Source organism: Pseudochrobactrum kiredjianiae (assembly GCF_030362795.1).
Classification (GTDB): Bacteria; Pseudomonadota; Alphaproteobacteria; order Rhizobiales; family Rhizobiaceae; genus Pseudochrobactrum; species Pseudochrobactrum kiredjianiae.
On sequence record NZ_JAUCBM010000001.1, the window covers coordinates 130,572 to 151,269 of the forward strand.

Below are 20,698 nucleotides of genomic sequence, written 5' to 3' on the forward strand. Positions count from 1 at the left end.
AGACCTTTAATTCACTGCAGTTGTCATGTTGCCGCGCATAGGCCGCTGCAACGGAATCGGCACCTGCGAGATATGCAAACTATTACCCGCCTTCACATCCGGTGCTTTGGCGATCAGGCCAACCGGTACAGCAACAGGCTCACGGGTCATTGCAGTGATATAAGACGAATTAATTTTCAGGCGGCCTTCAACATCGCGACCATCCCAACGGTCGGACATAGCTTCCTGACTGCAAATCTGCGCGCGCAAATCTGTGACCTGATTATTATTGCCGCCGTAAGGCGCAAGGCTTGCCAGAGTTGCACCGCCCCCACCACGGGTGGCGAAACCGTTTTGCAGCAATTCTGCAGCCTGTACGGTACGGTCTTCCTGTCTGGATGCGCCCAGAACAATAGCCACGATCGTACGACCATTACGTGTCGCCGAACCGGCGAGATTAAATCCGGAGGCACAAATAAAACCGGTTTTCATACCGTCTGCGCCGTTAAAGCGGCCGAGCAGAATATTGTAATTCGCCTGAACCTTTTTACCCTCGCCCGGATCAATTGCTTCCGTATTGAAGTAATGGGCATATTCTGGGAACTCACGGCGCAACTGTGCAGCGAGCAGAGCCATATCACGGGCAGTCGTGTAATTGTTCGGATCCGGCAGACCATGCGGATTAGAAAAATTGGAACCGAACATACCAATGCGCTTGGCTTCAGCATTCATCATTTTAGCAAAACCGGCTTTGCTGCCACCGACAGATTCAGCCACTGCGACAGACACGTCGTTAGCGGATTTGACCATCATGATTTTCAAAGCATTGTCGAGCGTCAGCACAGAACCGGCTTTATAACCCATTTTGCTCGGCGGCTCTTTGCTTGCGGCAACAGACATACGAACCGGCGATTCCAGTGTTTTCTGACCGGAGCGCAAAGCGCGGAACACCACATAGGCTGACATCATTTTGGTAAGCGATGCCGGATACCAGCGCTTAAAGGCTTCATTATGCGCCAGCACTTGTCCCGTTGCCACATCGACGGACATATAAGGATTAGCTTCTGCCGCCGACATGCTTTGAGAAACAGCAAGGCATGACACAGTCATGGCCAGAACAGATTGTTTTAAAATACGCGGGATCATGGGATGACCACCTTTCAAGGCGAAATATTCAATAGACAGAGATCCGGATCAATACGCTGTATATCCGCAGATCAATATCTGCCTTCAACTCAGCAGATCTTCAATCGGGATAAAAAGGCAAAAATCCGGTCGTCAGAAAAAATGCCTGCACATTTTTACTCGGTTGTACTTTTCTACTCCAGTCCGGCCATAAAAGGCAAAGACCGATTGGCGAAATTTTGTAAAACACATTATGTTATCTGAGAGCGTTGTGTTTTACCCACACTGTCTCAGACAAAATTTCGTCTTTCTTGCATAATTACCGAAGCTGAAAAGCACTCGGAGTTACGTTATCCACACACCGCCTCGGAGGAGAGGCACACAGGTTCGGAGAACAGAAATGCCGCTTTTAGACCGCGCTGCTCAATTAAAACAGGAAGTCAGCCTGTGGCGCAGACATTTACACAGCAAGCCGGAACTACTCTATGACGTTCATGAAACTGCGGCATTTGTTGAAGAAAAATTACGTGAATTCGGTTGCGATCAGGTTGTGACCGGTATTGGGCGCACCGGCGTTGTCGGCGTGATTAAAGGTAAAAAAGGGGCTGGTCAGGCTATCGGTCTGCGCGCCGATATGGACGCGCTGCCGCTTACTGAAACCGGCACACCGGAATGGGTTTCTCAAAATCCGGGCAAAGCCCATTCATGCGGCCATGACGGTCATACATCCATGCTGCTGGGTGCCGCAAAAATTCTCTGCGAAACCCGTGATTTTTATGGCGATGTCATCGTCATTTTCCAACCTGCTGAAGAAGGCGGTGCCGGTGGTCTGGCGATGGTCAATGATGGCCTGATGGATCGTTTCAATATTGTTGAAGTTTACGGCATGCATAATATGCCGGGCATCACAGTCGGTGAACTGGCGGTTTGCAAAGGCCCGATCATGGCAGCGACTGATGAGTTCACAATTACCATCAACGGTAAAGGTGGCCATGCTGCCCAGCCGCATCGCAATATTGATCCGATCGTTATCGGCTCCCAACTGGTCACCGCATTGCAGAGCATTGTTTCACGTGGATCAAACCCGCTGGATTCATTGGTCGTCTCTGTCACCAAATTCAATGCCGGTGAAGCTTACAATATCATTCCGGAAAAAGCAGTTCTCGCAGGCACTGTCCGCAGCCTGACAAAACACAGCCGCGCTTTTGCTGAACAGCGTATGCGGGCGCATTGTGAGGCCTTCGGTCTGCTCAATAATATCACCATCGATCTCGACTTTAAAAACAACTATCCGGTGACATTCAACCATTCTGGTCAGACTGACATCGCAGCCGATGTAGCTGACAAGGTCAGCATCAATGGGCCGATCACTCGTGAAGTTGAACCGATGATGGGTGGTGAAGATTTCTCCTACATGCTGGAAGCGCGTCCGGGTTGCTATATTTTCTTAGGGAATGGCGAGAGCGCAAATCTGCATCATCCGGCCTATGATTTTAATGATGATGCCCTGCCTTATGGTATGAGCTATTGGGTTGAGCTGGCGCAATATCGTCTCAAAGATGCGCAGCTTTCACCGGCTGAGAAAATCGCAGCCTGATCTCAGACTGCAAATTAAACAGGTTACTGTTCAGCGAAGAGGCATAATCCCCTCTTCGCTTTTTTAATTCACTAGAGCATTTCACAGTCAAGTTGGATCAACTTGGACAGTCCGGGATAATGCGACAAACTAAAGAATTGAGACGCGAACACTGCGATCCAACATGAACGTAAACCGCTCTAGCGACTATTCCGGCATTTTCTGCCCTGCCTGCCCTTGGCTTACAGTCAAAAAATCAGTATGTGTGCAAGAGACTATCCGGTCCCGTAGCTCAGTAGGATAGAGCGCAAGATTCCTAATCTTGAGGCCACTGGTTCGAATCCAGTCGGGATCACCACCTCTCCCTTCACTGCCTCTGACAACTTGTATGTGCTGCGCGAAAACCTAAGTAAGAATGAGACATTCTTATTTCAGGCGAATTGCGGTTATGGCAGATTATTCAGAAGCGACTTCCCCATCCAATAATCTACGCATGGCCTATAAAACTGATATTGTCATTATTGGTGCCGGACAGGCTGGTTTATCCTCTGCCTATCACTTGCAAAAATCCGGCCTGAAAGCGGGTAGCAATTTTCTTCTTCTGGATAAGTCACCCAATGCAGGCGGTGCATGGCAATATCGCTGGCCTTCCCTCACCCTCAGCACCGTCAACCGGATTCATGATCTTCCGGGCATGACCTTCTCTGATGTTCTGGAGCCGGAAGTATCCGAGGTCAAAGCGTCTGTAGCAGTGCCGCATTATTACGCAGCCTATGAAAAGAAGTTTCAGCTGCCTGTTTACCGGCCGGTCAATGTCAGTGTCGTTTGTGAGCGCAATGATCGCTTTCGGATAGAAACCGACCGTGAGACTTTTACGGTACGCGGCATCATCAACGCGACCGGCACTTGGGAAACACCAGTCATCCCACATTATACTGGTGCGGAGCTTTTCAAAGGGCAGCAGCTTCACACCCGCGATTATCAAGCAGCCGAAGCTTTTGCAGGCAAGCATGTCATTATCGTCGGTGGCGGCATTTCTGCTTTACAGCTGCTTGATGAAATATCTCAGGTCACCACAACGACTTGGGTGACACGCAGTGAACCGCAATTTCGTGAAACACCCTTCAGCGAAGAAGATGGCCGTGCGGCTGTAGCTATTGTTGAAGATCGCGTGCGCCGCGGACTGATACCCGGCTCTGTCGTTTCTGTGACCGGCATTCCGCTCACACCAGCATTACGTGCTGCGCGTGATCGCGGTGCATTAAACCGCCTGCCAATGTTCAGCGAAATAACTGAGACAGGTATCCGCTGGGCAGATGGCACAGAACAAAGAGCAGATGTGATTTTATGGTGTACCGGTTTTCGCAGTTCGCTTGATCATCTGGCGCCATTGCAAATCCGCGAAGCTAATGGCGGTATTATCATGGGCGGCAGACTGGCAACACAAGTCATGAAAGATCCGCGTATTCATCTCGTCGGTTACGGCCCTTCCGCTTCCACCATCGGTGCCAATCGTGCCGGTGCTGCTGCCGCAAAAGAACTGAGCGCATATCTCAAACTTGATTAGGAATGTGTATGTCCCGATTGACGATGAAAGCTTTAATGGTGGATGTTGATGGTGTTCTGATTAAAGGTCGCCCTCTCGATGGAAAACACTGGTCGACAGATTTGGAGACAGATCTCGGCCTGTCACCTATCTTGTTACAAGATAGATTTTTCACGCCCTATTGGGATAAAATTGTCACCGGAAAACTGGATCTTATTACAGCGCTCAAACCGGTACTTTCAGATTTAGCACCCCACCTCACCACAGAGGATTTCATAGCCTACTGGTTTAAGAATGATGCCCGCCTGAATACAGACCTGATTGAGTCTCTGAAATTTTATCGCTCCGCTGGCGTACAAATTTATCTCGCAACCAATCAGGAGCATATGCGTGCGGATTATATTGCTCAAAAACTGAAATTAAATACGTTCGCAGATGCTATTTATTATTCAGCAGCCCTCCGCGTTAAAAAACCGGATCATCAGTTTTTTGAAATTGTTACCAGCCTGTCTATGCTGCAACCCGAAGATATTGTTTTTCTGGATGACACACAGACCAATATTACAGCTGCTATTCAGGCTGGATGGCAGGCAATTCACTGGACAGAATATTCTTGTCTGACATCGGAAATTGCCAGCCTCTGAACTTCTAAAACCTGCAGCGTGATGTTAATCTTTTGCTAACCACAATGATTCACGTGAAACAACTATGTTTTTGCCGCCATGGCTGACCTCAGAATGGCATTAAAATGCACCGCGTCACGCTATCCCAATATGATGCGCGTTGACCTCTCTTAGAGAACTGATTATTCGTTTTATCGGGACGCGGAACAGAGGGAGATTTTCATGCGTACACTTATTATGACTTTGCTATCGACAGCCATGGCCACCGCAATGATTGCTGCTCCGGCTAATGCCAAAGATGTCAGCGTTGCTGTAACAGCAATTGTTGAGCATCCGGCTCTTGATGCCGTCCGCGATGGTGTAAAAGATGCACTGACTGCGGCTGGTTACAAAGAAGGCGAAAACCTGAAATTCACCTATCAGTCAGCTCAGGGTAATCCTGCAACTGCTGCACAGATCGCGCGTCAGTTCATCGGCGAAGCACCGGATGTGATTGTTCCGATCTCCACGCCTTCTGCTCAGGCTGTTGTTTCAGGCACCCGTGATATTCCGGTTGTCTTCACTGCGGTTTCTGATCCGGTTGGTGCACAGCTCGTTAAAAGCATGGAAAAGCCTGGTGGCAATGTCACCGGTCTGTCCGATCTTTCACCGGTAGCAGATCACGTTAAGCTGATCAAAGAAGTTGCGCCAAATGTGAAGACCATCGGCTTCCTTTATAATTCCGGTGAAGCCAATTCGCTTTCCCTTCTTGAAGGCCTGAAAGTTGCGGCCAAAGAAGCCGGTCTCGAAGTGGTTGAATCTGCTGCGACCAAATCCGCTGAAGTTCAGGGTGCGGCTCGTGCGCTGATCGGCAAAGCAGATCTGATTTATGTTCCAACTGACAATACCATTATTTCTGCGCTTGAAGGTGCGGTCAGCGTCGCAGAAGAAGCCAAAATTCCTTTGATGACTGCGGATACAGATTCCGTCAGCCGTGGCGCATTCATCGCTCTCGGTTTCAACTACTATGACGTCGGTAAACAGACCGGCGAAGTGGTTGTCCGTATTCTGAAGGGCGAAAAGCCAGGTGATATTCCGGTGAATGTTGCTGCCGGTACCGATCTGGTCGTCAATCTGGTTGCAGCTAAAAAGATGGGAATTGAAATCCCTCAGGCTGTTGTCGATCGCGCCAGCAAAGTTATCAAATAATAATCTGGATACAAACCGGTAAAGCTGCTTTACCGGTTTTTCATCATCCGGATATTCAACCAAAAAATAACTGAATATCCGGACACTTTCCTTTGTGTCTTTCACCTTCGCACTGGCTACCGTGAAGTGACACGCACATATCAACAGGCAGACTGCCCCGTATTTTCAAACTAGAGCGCCGTGCGTCCTCTTGCGCGCACAAAGGTCGCTCTAACATTTTATATTTACAGCGTAATTCCTTAAACTGATTTAAGTTTAAGGAATTACGCTGTAGCAAAACAGAAACTCTGTGAACGATTTGTTTGAAAGTGCCGGCCGTTTGCACAAGCCGAAGGAACATTATTTTGAGTCTGATCGCTTTTTGGGGCGCGGTCGAATTAGGTCTGGTCTTTTCATTTGTAGCTCTCGGCGTTTATCTGTCGTTCCGTGTGCTCGATTTTCCTGATCTGACTGTAGATGGTTCCTTTCCGCTCGGCGCAGCTGTTACTGCTGTTCTCATTCTTGCCGGTGTTAATCCATGGTTAGCTGTACTGATTGCTATGATGGCTGGTGCTGTCGCCGGACTTGTGACCGCGACTTTGAATCTCCGTTTTGGTATTCTTAATCTGCTGGCCTCTATTCTCACGATGACTGCACTTTTCTCAGTCAATCTGCGTGTGATGGGCAAGCCGAATGTCGCTCTGATTAATCAGGATACTATGCTCTCCCCTTTTTATGGTCTGGGCGTTCCTGAATATTATGTCCGTCCGCTTTTTGTCGGTGTACTTGTTATTATTGCAGCTTTGCTGGTCTGGCGCTTTCTGGAAAGTAATATCGGCCTTGCTATGCGTGCAACCGGTACCAATGCGCGTATGGCACGTGCACAAGGCGTCAAGACCGATCGCCAGATCTATCTGGGGATGGCTATGTCCAATGCTCTGGTGGCGCTTGGTGGCGCATTATTCGCGCAGACGAACGGCTTTGCCGATGTCACCTCCGGTGTTGGTACCATTGTCGTTGGTCTGGCTGCCGTCATTATTGGCGAAACATTGTTCCGCACCCGCTTCCTGCTCTGGGCATTAATCGGCTGTATCATCGGTTCTATTCTTTATCGCATTGCTATCCAGCTGGCTTTGGGCAGTGATTTTATCGGGCTGAAAGCTTCCGATCTTAATCTGGCAACGGCAGTTCTGGTAACACTGGCACTCATATTGCCACGCCTGCGTCGCGGAGGTGCATCCAAATGATTGAAATTTCAAATCTTGGCGTCGTCTTCGGTCGCGGAACACCCCTCCAGAAACAAGCTCTGTCCGGTATCAATCTTACAATTGAGAAGGGCAGTTTTGTTACTGTTATCGGTTCGAATGGTGCAGGAAAATCTACTCTGCTCGGTGCCCTCGCCGGTGATGTGCAGGCATCAGAAGGTAAAATTCTGATCGGTCATAAAGATGTTACCAAACAATCGACTGCTGAGCGTGCATCTATGGTTGCCCGTGTATTTCAGGATCCGCTGACCGGTAGCTGTGGTGCATTGTCCATTGAAGAAAATCTTGCTCTTGCCGCCATGCGCGGACAAAAGCGTGGCCTCTCCCATGCGCTCAATAACAAACGCCGCGAGCTGTTCCGCGAACGCATTGCCAATTTGAATCTCGGCCTTGAAAACCGCGTTCAGGATCGTATGGATCTGCTTTCAGGCGGCCAGCGACAGGCGCTTTCCCTGATCATGGCAACACTGGCAAACTCAGAAGTTTTGCTGCTGGATGAACATACGGCAGCACTTGATCCGGGCATGGCAGATTTCATTATGAAGCTCACTGCCAAGCTGGTTAGTGAAAACAAGCTCACCACATTGATGGTAACCCATTCAATGCAGCAGGCACTTGATTACGGTACGCGCACTATCATGCTCCACGGTGGTAATATCATTCTCGATGTGTCCGCTGATGAACGTAAGAATCTCACCGTCAAAGACCTGATTGATATGTTCAAAAAGGTTCGTGGTGAAACATTGGATGATGATGCTTTGCTGATTCAATAGAACAATCTGTACATCTGAAATGCAAAATGCCGCGCTCAACCCGCGGCATTTTTATTTGAAAATACAAACACAGATTTCCCTTTTCATACCTTTGTTGTAAGCAGACATATGGCACAGAAAAAAGCACATGAAGTAGACGGGTTTCTCGCGCGTCCGGCACAAACCGGAACAGTCGTGCTGATCTATGGGCCTGACAAAGGCTTGGTCAGCGAACGCGGTGCTAAATATGCAAAGCTCACCGGTTTGCCTCTGGATGATCCTTTCGCTGTTTTACGTATTGAAGCAGATGAAATTGACAAAGACCCTGCCCGGCTGATGGATGAAGCCCGGACAATTTCGATGTTTGGCGGTGATCGTCTGATCTGGATAAAAAATGCTTCTGCGCAAAAGAATCTGGCTGAAGCTGTCAAAGCGCTGATTTCAGAACCAGCTCAAGATACCTATATTCTGATTGAAGCAGGCGACTTGAAAAAAGGTGCAGGCTTACGCAGCAATGTGGAAAATGGTTCCACAGCCATGGCTTTGCCCTGCTATGCAGATGATGCACGCGGTATTGATGGTCTGATTGATGATGTGTTGCAGGCCAACAATTTACAAATATCTAATGATGCCCGTCTGTTTTTACGTATGAGCCTTGGCGGCGATCGGTTGGCAACACGCGGTGAGCTTGATAAACTCTGTCTCTATGCACGCGGTCAGCAGCGTATTGAAATTGAAGATGTACGGCAATCCGTCGGTGACGTTGCAGCGCTGTCACAGGATGAAGTCATTGATGCTATCCTGATTGGGGATTTGTCGAAATTCAACACAGCCTTTGATCGCGTGGTAAATACCGGCACACATCCATTTCTGCTTCTGAATAGCGCTATGCGTCAGTTCAGCCAGTTGCAAATTATGCGCTACAATATGGAAACAGGAAATGTACCGGCTGGTCTTGTCGTTAATTCAGCAAAACCACCGATTTTCTTTGCCCGTAAAAAACTCGTCGAGACTGCATTAGGACTGTGGAGTGTCGCAGCCATTAACCGCGTGACAGACAGACTTCAGCGCACGGTTCTTGAGAGCCGTCAGAATGCAGCGCTTTCTACCGCAATCATCAGACAGACCTTTATTGCCCTTACTGTTGAAGCAATTCGCAATAAACAACGTCGCTAAAGATAAATTTGTATAATAAAAAAGCCGGTCTAAAAACCGGCTTTTTTTATTATTGATATATCAACTTTGCAATCGGCGGCAAACTTCATCCAACTGTTCAAGCGAACTATAACGGATGCGAACTTCACCACCGCGATCACGATGATTAATTTCAACTTTCATGCCAGTGACATCAGACAGCAATTTTTCAAGTGCTCTTGTATCTGCATCTTTTTCTACGGGCACACGTTCCGGCTTGACCGCTGGGATACCCTTGCTCTCAGCCTGAGATAAGGCCTCAACCTGGCGAACAGAAAGACCTTCCTTAACGATCCTCTGTGCGACAGCATGCGGATTTTCCATTGTAATCAATGTACGCGCATGACCGGCAGTCAATGCGCCCTCATTAATCAACCCCTGCACTTCCGACGGAAGCTTGAGAAGCCGCAAGGTATTTGCCACGTGGCTACGGCTTTTACCGATAACCTGCGCCAGATCAGCTTGGGTATAATCATGGTCATCAATCAAAAGCTGATAACCCATTGCTTCTTCAACAGGATTTAGATCAGCACGTTGAACGTTTTCAATAATCGCAAGTTCAAGAGCAACACGATCATCCACATCACGCAGAATAACCGGAATCTCAGTCAAACCTGCACGTTGAGCAGCACGCCAGCGGCGCTCACCGGCAATCAGTTCAAAATGTTCGCGGTTTTCCGGTGCCGGACGCACAACAATAGGCTGCACAATGCCATGTTCACGAATAGACTGAGCCAGATCTTCCAGTTCCGCTTCCGTAAAAATACGACGTGGATTGCGCGGGTTACGGCTTACGAATTCAATAGGCACATAACGTTCAAGCGGAACCGGTGCCTTACGTTCTTCCATAGGCCGGTCGATATCCCCAATCAGAGCTGCCAGACCGCGACCAAGACGCTTTTTTGAAGGATCATCGTTCATCAGTTGAATGCTTTCTGCAAATTGTTACGTGTTCGAATCGAATATTCAGTTTCATGCTGCGCTACGAAGTTGACGTTCCCGCTGGATCACTTCCGAAGCCAGCTGTAGATATGCCTGACTACCAGCACATTTGAGATCATAAAGAATAGCAGGTTTTCCATGCGATGGGGCTTCTGAAACCCGAACATTGCGAGGAATAACTGTGCGGTAAACTTTTTCGCCCATAAATGCGCGCACGTCATCAACAACCTGATTGGCCAGATTGTTACGGCTGTCATACATGGTCAGCACCACGCCCTGAATGGTCAGATCCGGATTCAACGAATTGCGAACCTGATTAACCGTTTCGAGCAACTGGCTGAGACCTTCCAGTGCGAAGAACTCGCACTGCAGTGGCACCAGAACAGAATCTGCGGCCGCCATTGCGTTCAATGTCAAAAGATTGAGTGATGGCGGGCAATCGATCAGAATGTAACTAAAATGATCGGCAATGCCTGAATCAAAACGCAACGCATCACGCAAGCGTCTGGTTCGGTCCGGAGCATTGGAAATTTCCATTTCAATGCCAAGCAAATCCAGCGTTGATGCAATCAAAAACAAGTTTGGTACATCAGTTGCAATAGCAGCATCAGGTACTGATGCTCCCTGTGTCAAAACATCATAGGATGATAATGGACGGTTTTTGCGATCAACACCAAGTCCGGTACTAGCATTGCCCTGCGGATCGAGATCAACAATCAATACATTTTCACCGATTGCAGCCAAAGCAGTCGCCAGATTAATAGCGGTCGTGGTTTTCCCTACGCCGCCTTTCTGGTTCGCGATTGTTATAATCCGTGTTCTGTTATTCATAATAATTGTCCCGAATAACTTCTATTTCCAAGCTTTACTGAACGATTAATCATTCAGCGGCGCTGTAAATTGCTGATTTCAAGAATGACAGAATCTGCTTCTATCGCGCTTTCATGCCGTACAAGATCAAATTTCCAATTTATCAGGCTTTCATCAATCTCACGCTGATAGTCGCGCCCTTTTTGAAACAATGCTTTAGCACCTTTAGTCATCCATGGTGCTGTCAGTTCAAACAGTTTATCAAGCGAGGCCAACGCCCTGGCTGTGATGATTTCAGGAACCTGAATGAGTTCATAACAGCTTTCAATTCGTGCATTTACCACTTGCCCCGGAGCCTGAAACTGAGCCAGAGCATTTCTGAGAAATGCTGATTTTTTGCCATTACTCTCAACCAAACGAATTGAGCCCCCTGTCTGTTTCAACAACACTGCCAAAACAACACCAGGAAAACCACCACCAGATCCCAAATCAAGCCACTGTTTTGCCTGTGGCGCTAATTTGAAAATCTGAACACTATCCAAAATATGCCGTTCCCAAAGTGTCTCAAGCGTATTTGGGGAAGCCAGATTGATCGCTTTAGACCATTTTTTAAACAGAATTTCAAAACCAATCAGATCATCTGCTGTTTCACGTGAAACAGATGGGTATATTTGTTTCAGTGAATCAAAATATTTATCTTTTGTCATGCTGGTTTTGCCAAATCACCCGAAATATCCTGTGCAATACCATGTCTGCGGATATGTGTTATCAATAATGCGATAGCAGCCGGCGTCATACCTTCAATTCTTTGCGCTTCCGCAATATTGGAAGGATGGCGTTTTTCAAGTTTTTGCTTGAGCTCAATAGAGAGACCGGAAATGCTTGAGAACTGAATTGATCGCGGAATTATGAGTTGTTCTTCACGTTCCATCACAGCAATATCTGCTGTCTGACGATCAAGATATACTGAATATTGCGCTTCAATTTCTAAAGCTTCTTTTGTTGCCGATGACAAACCAGAAAGCTCAGGCCAAATGCCGGTAAGGCGTTCCAGATTAATATCCGGATATGAAAGCAAATCATAAAGCGAGCGTCGAATGCCGTCTTTATTCAAATTCAGTCCATGTGCAGCAGCTGCATTTGGTGTGATCAAAAGCGTTTGTGCAAGCTCCCTCGCCTGATCTAATTCCTGCTTTCTCTCATTAAAGCGTGCCTGCCGTACCTGCCCTATTAGTCCCCAACCTTCACCTAACGGTGTCAAACGACTATCCGCATTATCAGCACGGAGTGAAAGTCTGAACTCTGCACGAGACGTAAACATGCGGTAAGGTTCACTCACACCGCGCGATGTCAAATCATCTAACATCACACCAATATAAGCTTCAGTACGCTGAAGAATAACAGGTTCACTACCACCAGCATGTCTGGAAGCGTTCAAACCAGCCAAGAGGCCTTGAGCACCGGCTTCTTCATAACCGGTTGTACCGTTAATCTGACCCGCCAAGAATAAGCCCTTTACTCGGCGTGTTTCTAGACTACGTTGCAATTCACGCGGGTCAATAAAATCATATTCAATAGCATAACCAGGTTGCAGCATCTTAGCATGCTCCAAACCAGGAATCGTTTTGAGAATATCAAGCTGTACATCTTCCGGTAAACTGGTCGAAATACCGTTCGGATAAACGGTATCATCGTCCAGACCTTCCGGCTCCAGAAAAATTTGATGTCCGTCACGATCGCCAAATTTTACAATTTTATCTTCAATTGACGGACAATACCGTGGCCCGATGCCTTCAATATTGCCAGAATACATTGCCGAGCGATGAATATTATCGCGGATCAATTGATGCGTTGCATCAGTCGTACGCGTAATACCACAATCGATTTGTGGTACTGTAATTTTATCCGTCATCATAGAAAACGGAACCGGATCTTCATCTGCAGATTGTTTATCCAAACTTGCCCAGTCAATTGTCTTGCCATCAATACGACAAGGCGTACCGGTTTTTAACCGACCTAACCCAAAACCCAAACCTATCAAACGTTCAGACAATCCCAGAGCTGGTTTCTCCCCCATACGTCCGGCAGGAATTGTCTTCTCACCAATGTGGATTAAGCCATTGAGAAATGTTCCGCTCGTCAACACGACAGATGCACAATTGATAATTGTTCCGTCCAGCAATTGAACGGCTTTGACTGCGCCATTTTCAACAAGGATATCTGCAGCGCCGCCTTCAATCACCGTCAGGTTTTGCTGTTCTTTGATGAAGCTCTGAATGGCAAGACGATATAATTTGCGATCAGCTTGCGTTCGGGGGCCACGTACTGCGGGGCCTTTACGACGATTCAATAAACGAAATTGAATCCCAGCCTGATCGGCAGCCTTGCCCATCAAACCATCAAGTGCATCAATTTCACGAACAAGCTGTCCCTTCCCTAATCCGCCAATGGCAGGATTACAGGACATAACACCGATCGTATCAAAATGGTGCGTTACTAAAGCTGTTTTAGCGCCAGTTCTTGCTGATGCTGCGGCAGCTTCTGTGCCGGCATGTCCACCACCAATAACAATGACGTCATAAAAACCAGTCATAATCATATCCAAAACTTGTTTGGTTTCACGTGAATCATCATTCTCATGTTCTCTCTGAAAAGGGAACACATAACTAGAGCATTTCACCATCTAGTTATTTTAACTTGGTGCTCATTGAAATGCGACAGCTAAAAATTCAGAGTGAGAGCAATAGATTTATACCTACGCAATTATTCTGAGTAATAATAATTTCAAAAAGGGAAATCTGCTGACTCAGAATAATTCTGCTGAGTCAAACTGTGTTTTATGATTCCACAGAATGTTTCACGTGAAACACATCTGATTGTAGTCAGGCTATATCATGAAATTTGTTTCACGTGAATCATTTTCCGATGCAGAATTGAGAAAATACAAGGTCGAGAATATCTTCTACATCCACATCACCTGTAATCTTCCCTAAATGCTGTGAGGCAATGCGTAGGTTTTCAGCTCTCAATTCCAAAGGGAGTTGTTCTGATTTATATGCTTTTTGTATTTCAGATTTGCATTGATTAAGTAGGTCAATGTGCCTACGACGTGTTGGTACAACTTCATTCTGAAGTTTTGTTTTTTCAGAAATGTATGTGCTCAAATTGTCCAAAAGCGTGCTGATCCCATCATTGTTTTGTGTTGAAATCAGATAATTATAATTTTGGGTATTCGTAGCCTTCAGGTCGGATTTGTTGCCTATTGTCCAGATATCTGTTTTGAACTCAGATGTATCTACGGCAATGGGATTGAAAATATCTTCAATGTATAAAATCAAATCTGCTTCGGCAGCTTTATCCATTGCACGCTGAATACCAATTTGTTCAACTTTTCCGGTTGTTTCGCGAATGCCGGCTGTGTCTGTCACGTAAGTCGCGATGCCATTCAGATTCAATTTCACTTCAAGTAGATCACGCGTTGTGCCCGCTTCATCAGAAATAATAGCCACGTCACGCGCAGCCAATAAATTCATCAAGCTTGATTTTCCGGCATTTGGTGCACCGATAATAACAATGTGAAAACCGTCACGTAGCATTGATCCGCGTTTACCGTCTTCAATATGTTTTTCAATTAGGACACTGAGATTCTGCATATCACTCCAGACCCGCTCTGATACTGAGCCCGGAACATCGCCTTCATCGGCGAAATCTAATTCTGCTTCGATAAAAGCGCGCGCCTGAATAAGCCTCTGCCGCCAATCCATATAAAGATTTCGCTGCGCTCCGGATGCAACTTGTTGGGCTAGCCGTCTTTGTGTTTCCGTTTCAGCAGAAATCAGATCAGCCAGCCCTTCGGCCATCGTCAAATCCATTTTTCCATTTGCAAATGCGCGACGTGTGAATTCTCCGGCTTCGGCTAAACGGCATTTTTCAAATTCTGACAAGCTTTCCAAAAATTTTTCCACTACAGCAATACCACCGTGAATATGAAATTCCGCACAATCCTCACCGGTAAAACTTTTCGGTCCTTCAAAGAAGAGTGTCAGGCCACTATCCAGAACTTCGCCTGCTTTGTTTTTTAAATTGCTGAAGTGCGCTTTGCGTGCTTCCGGTAATTTTCCCACAATGGTTTCGGTAATGAATCGAGATTGCGGGCCTGATAATCTGATAATTGCTACGCCGGAAGGCAAGCGTCCGCTTGAAAGCGCAAAAATAGTATCGTGATGAAAAGACTGCACTGACATCGAAAATCCGTTACAAGTTAAGAGAATAATTGCCGTTCTTTAGCTGCTAGAAGCACTACCGTATCGGCTTGAATATCGGAAAGGCAAAGCCATGAACCCGACGCAAAGCCCAACACAAAACAATGCCAGTTCTAATCGCCTTCATACAGCGAACAGCACATATTTGAAACAGCATAGCGCTAATCCGGTAAACTGGCAGCTTTGGGGCAATGAAGCGCTCGAATTCGCCCGCCTTTATGACAAGCCGATTTTGCTTTCCATCGGATATTCTGCCTGCCACTGGTGCCATGTTATGGCACATGAATGTTTTGAAGATGAGCAAATTGCTAAGCTGATGAATGAGCATTTTATCAATATTAAAGTCGATCGCGAAGAACGACCGGATATTGATCAGATCTATATGTCAGCTCTGACCGCGATGGGCGAACAAGGCGGCTGGCCGCTGACCATATTTTTAACGCCGCAAGGTGATGCTTTTTGGGGTGGTACATATTTTCCTAAATACGCGAATGGTCGCCTGCCCGGCTTTATGGATATTCTTCAAAGCCTCGGCACTTTATGGAAAAATGATCGCGAGCGAATTAACAGTAATGTTACGGCGCTTAAATCGCATTTGCAGAATGTTTTAACACCAGATGCTAAAGCCGCCGAGAATGATGAAAGCATTTTCCAGCGTTATGCAGATACAATAGCCAGACGTATTGATACGACATATGGCGGCATCAGCGGGCAGCCTAAATTTCCGAATTTCCCGTTTATGTCGATGCTCTGGGCATCATCAAAAATTAGCCAGCAACAACAGCATCATGATCTGTTCATTCTCAGCACCGAGAAGATGCTCAATGGCGGTATTTATGATCATCTTGCCGGTGGACTGGCGCGCTATAGTACAGACGCATTTTGGCTCGTACCGCATTTTGAAAAAATGCTTTATGATAATGCCCAAACAATCCGACAGTGTCTATGGGCCTGGACTAGTACGAAAAATTTATTGTTTCGGAATCGAATCGAAGAAATTATTCATTGGATTACATCTGAAATGACTTTGCCGGATGGCGGTTTTGCCTCTGGTCTAGATGCGGACAGCGAAGGTGTTGAAGGTAAATTTTATATCTGGGATCGGTCAGAAATAGAGACAGTTCTCGGCCAAGATGCATCTGAATTTATTGAAAAATACAATGTCAGCCCTGATGGAAACTGGGAAGGCAGCAATATTCTTCATCGGCTGGATATGCTGAATTTCAACCAAGAAGAAGATAAAACTCTAAAACCAATGCGGGAAAAACTGCTTGGCATAAGAAATTTACGTATCAAACCCGGACGCGATGAAAAATGCCTGACAGACTGGAATGCCTATTTCATTCGCGCTTTGGCTGAAGCTGCCCGTGTTTTTAATCGCGCTGACTGGTTGGAGCTGGCAAAAGTAACTTACCGGACATTGCTTCCAGAACAAGGAGCAGCCCTCAGTCATGTGTGGTCAAAGGCTGCATCAAAACTCCCTGCGCTCTCCTCTGATTACGCCGCGCTCATCAATGCAGCTTTGTCGGTTTATCAGGCTGATCCGCAGCAAAACTATATTGAAGATGCCAAATCACTACTAGACGCTCTTAATCAGCATCATCTCGATCAGAATGATGATTATCGTCTGACAGCTTTAGATAATGATGATGTGATTTTCTATCTCTATGGCGATCAGGATGAAGCTATTCCAAGCCCTACCAGTCAGATTATAGAAGCCTGCACTAGACTGGCATTGATAACGGAAGATGAGGCGCTTTTAAGCAAAACCAATGGGCTGGCAGAGCGTGCTTTAGGGCGTGGCAAACATATGGCTTATGGTCAGGCCGGTATTCTCAATGCTGCAGTGCAACTGCTTGATCCGATTAAACTGGTGCTGATTATTGAGGATACGGAAGATGAATTATACCGCTGTGCATCCCGTCATGCTGATCCTTGCCGTACAGATATCATTCTAAGCCACAAACAAGCTTCACAGCAGCCGCAATGGGCGTCTTTCCTATCCCTATCAGGAAATCGCTCTTGCGCCATTCTGTGCCGTAATCAGGTCTGTTTACCGCCGGTTTATAATGCAGCCAATCTGGAGAAATTACTGTAATTATAAAAACAAAAAACGCCGCCCTTTTGAGACGGCGTTTTTACAGCATAATTTCTTAAACTTGAATCAGTTTCAGGTAAAATTATGCTGCAAATATAAAATGTTAGAGCTACATATTTGCGTCCTAGCGGGCGCACAGCGCTCTAATATCAGCATAATGAAACAAATCACGTGTTCATTGAATCGAAGAATTCAGCATTATTCTTCGTCTGTTTCAGCTTATCAATCAGGAATTCAATCGCATCGGTTGTGCCCATTGGCGCAAGAATACGACGCAGAACAAAGATTTTCTGCAGATCCTGACGCGGTACCAACAGATCTTCCTTACGTGTACCGGATTTGAGAATATCCATCGCAGGGAAGATACGCTTATCAGCGACCTTACGGTCAAGAACGATTTCCGAGTTACCGGTACCCTTGAATTCTTCAAAGATAACTTCATCCATACGCGAACCGGTATCGATTAGCGCAGTTGCGATAATGGTCAGCGAGCCGCCTTCTTCAATATTACGGGCGGCACCGAAAAAGCGTTTCGGACGCTGCAGCGCATTCGCATCCACACCACCGGTCAAAACCTTACCGGATGAAGGAATAACAGTGTTGTAGGCACGGCCAAGACGGGTGATCGAGTCCAGCAGAATGACCACATCGCGGCCATGCTCAACAAGGCGTTTTGCCTTTTCAATCACCATTTCAGCAACCTGAACGTGGCGTGTTGCCGGTTCATCAAAGGTCGAGGATACAACCTCACCTTTCACGGAACGCTGCATATCGGTTACTTCTTCAGGACGCTCGTCAATCAGCAAAACAATCAGGTAGCATTCCGGATGATTGGCGGTAATCGAATGCGCAATATTCTGCAGCAAAACAGTTTTACCGGTACGTGGCGGCGCAACGATCAGGCCGCGCTGGCCTTTACCAAGCGGTGCAACCAGATCAATTACACGGGCTGAATTGTCTTTATTGGTCGGAATATCCAGTTCCATTTTGAAACGCTCATTCGGGTAGAGCGGTGTCAGATTATCAAAATGGATTTTATGACGGATTTTTTCCGGATCTTCAAAATTGATCGTATTCACTTTAAGAAGTGCGAAATAACGTTCGCCTTCTTTCGGGCTACGGATCGGCCCTTCAACTGTATCACCGGTTTTCAGGGAAAAACGGCGGATTTGCGAAGGAGAAATGTAAATATCATCCGGGCCTGGCAGATAATTGGCATTTGCTGAACGCAAAAAGCCAAAACCATCCGGCAATAATTCGACGACACCCTCACCGATGATTTCAACTTCCTGAGAGGCAAGGCTCTTCAGAATAGCGAACATCAGTTCCTGTTTACGCATAACACTGGCGTTTTCAACCTGCAGCTCTTCAGCAAGAGCGAGCAAATCGACAGGTGTCTTGTTCTTAAGATCTTGTAGTTTCATTTCCTGCATGGGTGCGGAACTCGTATTATAAAAGATTGAAAAAAGAAAAATGCAGTTGTGCGCTTATAATGGTCATGAGGGGCATGACCGGCATCGGAAACCTGCTATTCTTGAAGGAAGGTGTCTTTCCTTAACCGGTTCCGGCGATTTGAGCAAGAGCCAAGCTGCTTTGCAGCGCTATAAAAATAATCAGAAACAGTGAAATTACGCTCTGAACAGCGCTCAAAGCGTAATTTCTGTACTTATATGCCGATCAGAACGGCTTTACGACAACCAGAATGACAATCAAAATCATCAGAACTGTCGGAACTTCATTCACAATGCGCCAATGTTTGGTGGATTTAGTGTTTTTATCCTGAGCAAACATCCGTACGCTTTTGGAAAGATAGCCATGCAAACCGGATAGCAAAACAACCAGAAAAATCTTGCCATGCAGCCAGCCGCCACGGAATTCAAAGATTTTCCATGCAAGCCACAGGCCTAAAACCCAGGTCACAATCATCGCCGGATTGATGATATAGCGCAGCAACCGGCGTTCCATGATTTTAAAGGTTTCAGAGGCTTGCGATCCGGTCTTTTCCTGACTGTGATACACAAAAAGCCGCGGCAGATATAACATACCTGCCATCCAGGCGATCACAGCGATAATATGAAAAGCTTTGATCCAGAGATAGGCCGCATCTGTGGCTGCAAAAAACAGCGCATAGGCTGCAATTGCAGTAATAACGACAGCAATCACTGCTCTCACAGCAGGATTGCCGGTATTAGCGCCGGATTTATCCATTATGCACCTGCCTGACGGATACGGTTGACCATTTGAGCAACATTTTCGAGCGGAGCCTGCGGTGTGATCCCATGACCAAGATTAAAGATCAGTGGTCCCTGCCCCAGCTTTTCAAGAATGACATCCACGCCTTCATCCAGAGCCTTACCACCGGAAACCACACGCAGCGGGTCCAGATTGCCCTGTACAGCGCCTTGGCTTTGTAATTCCTGTGCGAAGGTCAGCGGAACAGACCAGTCCAACCCAAGAGCATTTACGCCGGTTTTGGCGCGGTAATCCCGATAGAGCATCCCTGCTCCTTTCGGAAAACCGATAATCACAGCATCAGGATGCACATCGCGGACTTTTTTAATAATACGGGCAACCGGCTTGATGCAGAAATCTTCAAAGCAATCTTCATCCAGTACACCGGACCATGAATCGAAGATCTGAACCGCATCGGCACCGCAATTGAGCTGTTCAATCAGATATTCAGCAGAAATATCTGCAAGATCAGTCAGCAGCTTAATGAAAACATCGCGGTGCTGATAGGCAAACAGACGTGCGGGTGCCTGATCCGGTGTACCGTGGCCGGCAATCATATAGGTGGCAACAGTCCATGGGGCACCGCAAAAACCGAGCAACGTTGTTTCATCAGGCAATTGTTGGCGCAACCGGCTGACGGTTTCATATACAGCGCTTAATTTGGCTGCTTTACCTGTAATGTCGAGATCTTTGATTTCATCAACTGTCACAGGTGTCATCAAAGGTCCTCTTCCTTCTTCAAAGCGAAGGTCGCGTCCAAGAACGTGAGGGATGACAAGAATATCTGAAAAGAGAATGGCTGCATCAAAGCCATAACGGCGAATAGGCTGAAGGGTCACTTCCGTTGCCAGTTCAGGATTGTAGCACAGATCAAGAAAGCTTCCTGCGTGCTGACGTGTCTGGCGATATTCCGGCAAATAACGTCCTGCTTGTCTCATCATCCAGATTGGTGGTGGAAAGACGGTTTCACCTTTTAGAACGTTCAGAACTTTACGTGTCATGCGATTTACCCACACCGGTTTTCCCCGGTTATCCCATAAAGAAAGTGATGTTTTTGGATTCTTATGATTCTTAGAGTCTGTGTATAACGGGGATTAAATGTTTCCCTGAGTTTTCCCACAGGCTGA

General features: G+C 46.8%; 17 protein-coding genes and 1 tRNA gene. 9 read left to right on the forward strand and 9 right to left on the reverse strand.

The genetic code is table 11. The features are described 5' to 3' along the window. Positions 1–6: 6 nt before the first annotated feature. Positions 7–1,125: a D-alanyl-D-alanine carboxypeptidase family protein gene (locus tag QUF18_RS00655; RefSeq protein ID WP_289384323.1), complete on the reverse strand. Its 1,119-nt coding sequence runs from the start codon at positions 1,123–1,125 to the stop codon at positions 7–9. A 379-nt stretch (positions 1,126–1,504) separates the two neighbouring features. Between QUF18_RS00655 and QUF18_RS00660 the strand changes: the two genes are divergently transcribed. The 8 genes from QUF18_RS00660 to holA all read left to right on the forward strand — a co-directional run bounded on the left by QUF18_RS00660 (position 1,505) and on the right by holA (position 9,209). Continuing rightward, complete coding sequence (locus tag QUF18_RS00660; protein WP_289384325.1) at positions 1,505–2,701, forward strand: M20 aminoacylase family protein; 1,197 nt, start codon at positions 1,505–1,507, stop codon at positions 2,699–2,701. Between the two features lie 260 nt (positions 2,702–2,961). Continuing rightward, positions 2,962–3,038 (forward strand) — tRNA-Arg (locus QUF18_RS00665). A gap of 90 nt (positions 3,039–3,128) precedes the next feature. Continuing rightward, entirely contained in the window at positions 3,129–4,247 is a 1,119-nt protein-coding gene (locus QUF18_RS00670) for an NAD(P)-binding domain-containing protein (RefSeq protein ID WP_289384327.1), read from the forward strand. An 8-nt stretch (positions 4,248–4,255) separates the two neighbouring features. Next, positions 4,256–4,870: an HAD-IA family hydrolase gene (locus tag QUF18_RS00675; RefSeq protein ID WP_289384329.1), complete on the forward strand. Its 615-nt coding sequence runs from the start codon at positions 4,256–4,258 to the stop codon at positions 4,868–4,870. 216 nt (positions 4,871–5,086) lie between these two features. Further along, positions 5,087–6,037, forward strand: coding sequence for an ABC transporter substrate-binding protein (locus QUF18_RS00680; protein ID WP_374806480.1), 951 nt, complete (start codon positions 5,087–5,089; stop codon positions 6,035–6,037). A gap of 344 nt (positions 6,038–6,381) precedes the next feature. Next, positions 6,382–7,263 (forward strand): ABC transporter permease, encoded by an 882-nt coding sequence (locus QUF18_RS00685; RefSeq protein ID WP_289384334.1) that lies wholly within the window; start codon positions 6,382–6,384, stop codon positions 7,261–7,263. Then, entirely contained in the window at positions 7,260–8,054 is a 795-nt protein-coding gene (locus QUF18_RS00690; RefSeq protein WP_289384336.1) for an ABC transporter ATP-binding protein, read from the forward strand. Before QUF18_RS00685 ends, QUF18_RS00690 begins: the two co-directional genes overlap by 4 nt. Positions 8,055–8,162: 108 nt before the next feature. Beyond that, a complete protein-coding gene (gene holA / locus QUF18_RS00695; protein ID WP_289384338.1) occupies positions 8,163–9,209 on the forward strand; it encodes a DNA polymerase III subunit delta in 1,047 nt (348 codons plus the stop codon). Between the two features lie 60 nt (positions 9,210–9,269). Here the strand turns inward: holA and QUF18_RS00700 are convergent, their stop codons facing one another. From QUF18_RS00700 to mnmE, 5 genes are all read right to left on the reverse strand, one after another. Beyond that, positions 9,270–10,148: a ParB/RepB/Spo0J family partition protein gene (locus QUF18_RS00700; protein ID WP_289384340.1), complete on the reverse strand. Its 879-nt coding sequence runs from the start codon at positions 10,146–10,148 to the stop codon at positions 9,270–9,272. A 51-nt stretch (positions 10,149–10,199) separates the two neighbouring features. Beyond that, positions 10,200–11,000 (reverse strand): ParA family protein, encoded by an 801-nt coding sequence (locus QUF18_RS00705; protein ID WP_289384341.1) that lies wholly within the window; start codon positions 10,998–11,000, stop codon positions 10,200–10,202. Positions 11,001–11,053: 53 nt separating this feature from the next. Next, positions 11,054–11,686 (reverse strand): 16S rRNA (guanine(527)-N(7))-methyltransferase RsmG, encoded by a 633-nt coding sequence (gene rsmG, locus QUF18_RS00710; RefSeq protein WP_289384342.1) that lies wholly within the window; start codon positions 11,684–11,686, stop codon positions 11,054–11,056. Then, on the reverse strand, positions 11,683–13,578 hold the full coding sequence (gene mnmG / locus QUF18_RS00715) for a tRNA uridine-5-carboxymethylaminomethyl(34) synthesis enzyme MnmG (RefSeq protein WP_289384343.1): 1,896 nt from the start codon (positions 13,576–13,578) through the stop codon (positions 11,683–11,685). Before mnmG ends, rsmG begins: the two co-directional genes overlap by 4 nt. Positions 13,579–13,894: 316 nt before the next feature. Then, positions 13,895–15,223, reverse strand: a complete 1,329-nt coding sequence (mnmE, locus tag QUF18_RS00720) for a tRNA uridine-5-carboxymethylaminomethyl(34) synthesis GTPase MnmE (protein WP_289384344.1) — start codon at positions 15,221–15,223, stop codon at positions 13,895–13,897. Between the two features lie 91 nt (positions 15,224–15,314). Here mnmE and QUF18_RS00725 point away from each other — a divergent pair, with 91 nt between their 5' ends. Next, a complete protein-coding gene (locus tag QUF18_RS00725; protein WP_289384345.1) occupies positions 15,315–17,339 on the forward strand; it encodes a thioredoxin domain-containing protein in 2,025 nt (674 codons plus the stop codon). A 167-nt stretch (positions 17,340–17,506) separates the two neighbouring features. Here the strand turns inward: QUF18_RS00725 and rho are convergent, their stop codons facing one another. The 3 genes from rho to hemE all read right to left on the reverse strand — a co-directional run bounded on the left by rho (position 17,507) and on the right by hemE (position 20,572). After that, the gene (gene rho, locus QUF18_RS00730; protein ID WP_289384346.1) at positions 17,507–18,772 is read right to left on the reverse strand and encodes a transcription termination factor Rho; all 1,266 of its coding nucleotides are present in this window, start codon (positions 18,770–18,772) and stop codon (positions 17,507–17,509) included. A 244-nt stretch (positions 18,773–19,016) separates the two neighbouring features. Beyond that, on the reverse strand, positions 19,017–19,547 hold the full coding sequence (hemJ, locus tag QUF18_RS00735; protein ID WP_289384347.1) for a protoporphyrinogen oxidase HemJ: 531 nt from the start codon (positions 19,545–19,547) through the stop codon (positions 19,017–19,019). Then, entirely contained in the window at positions 19,547–20,572 is a 1,026-nt protein-coding gene (gene hemE / locus QUF18_RS00740) for a uroporphyrinogen decarboxylase (RefSeq protein WP_289384348.1), read from the reverse strand. Before hemE ends, hemJ begins: the two co-directional genes overlap by 1 nt. Between the last annotated feature and the right edge of the window lie 126 nt (positions 20,573–20,698).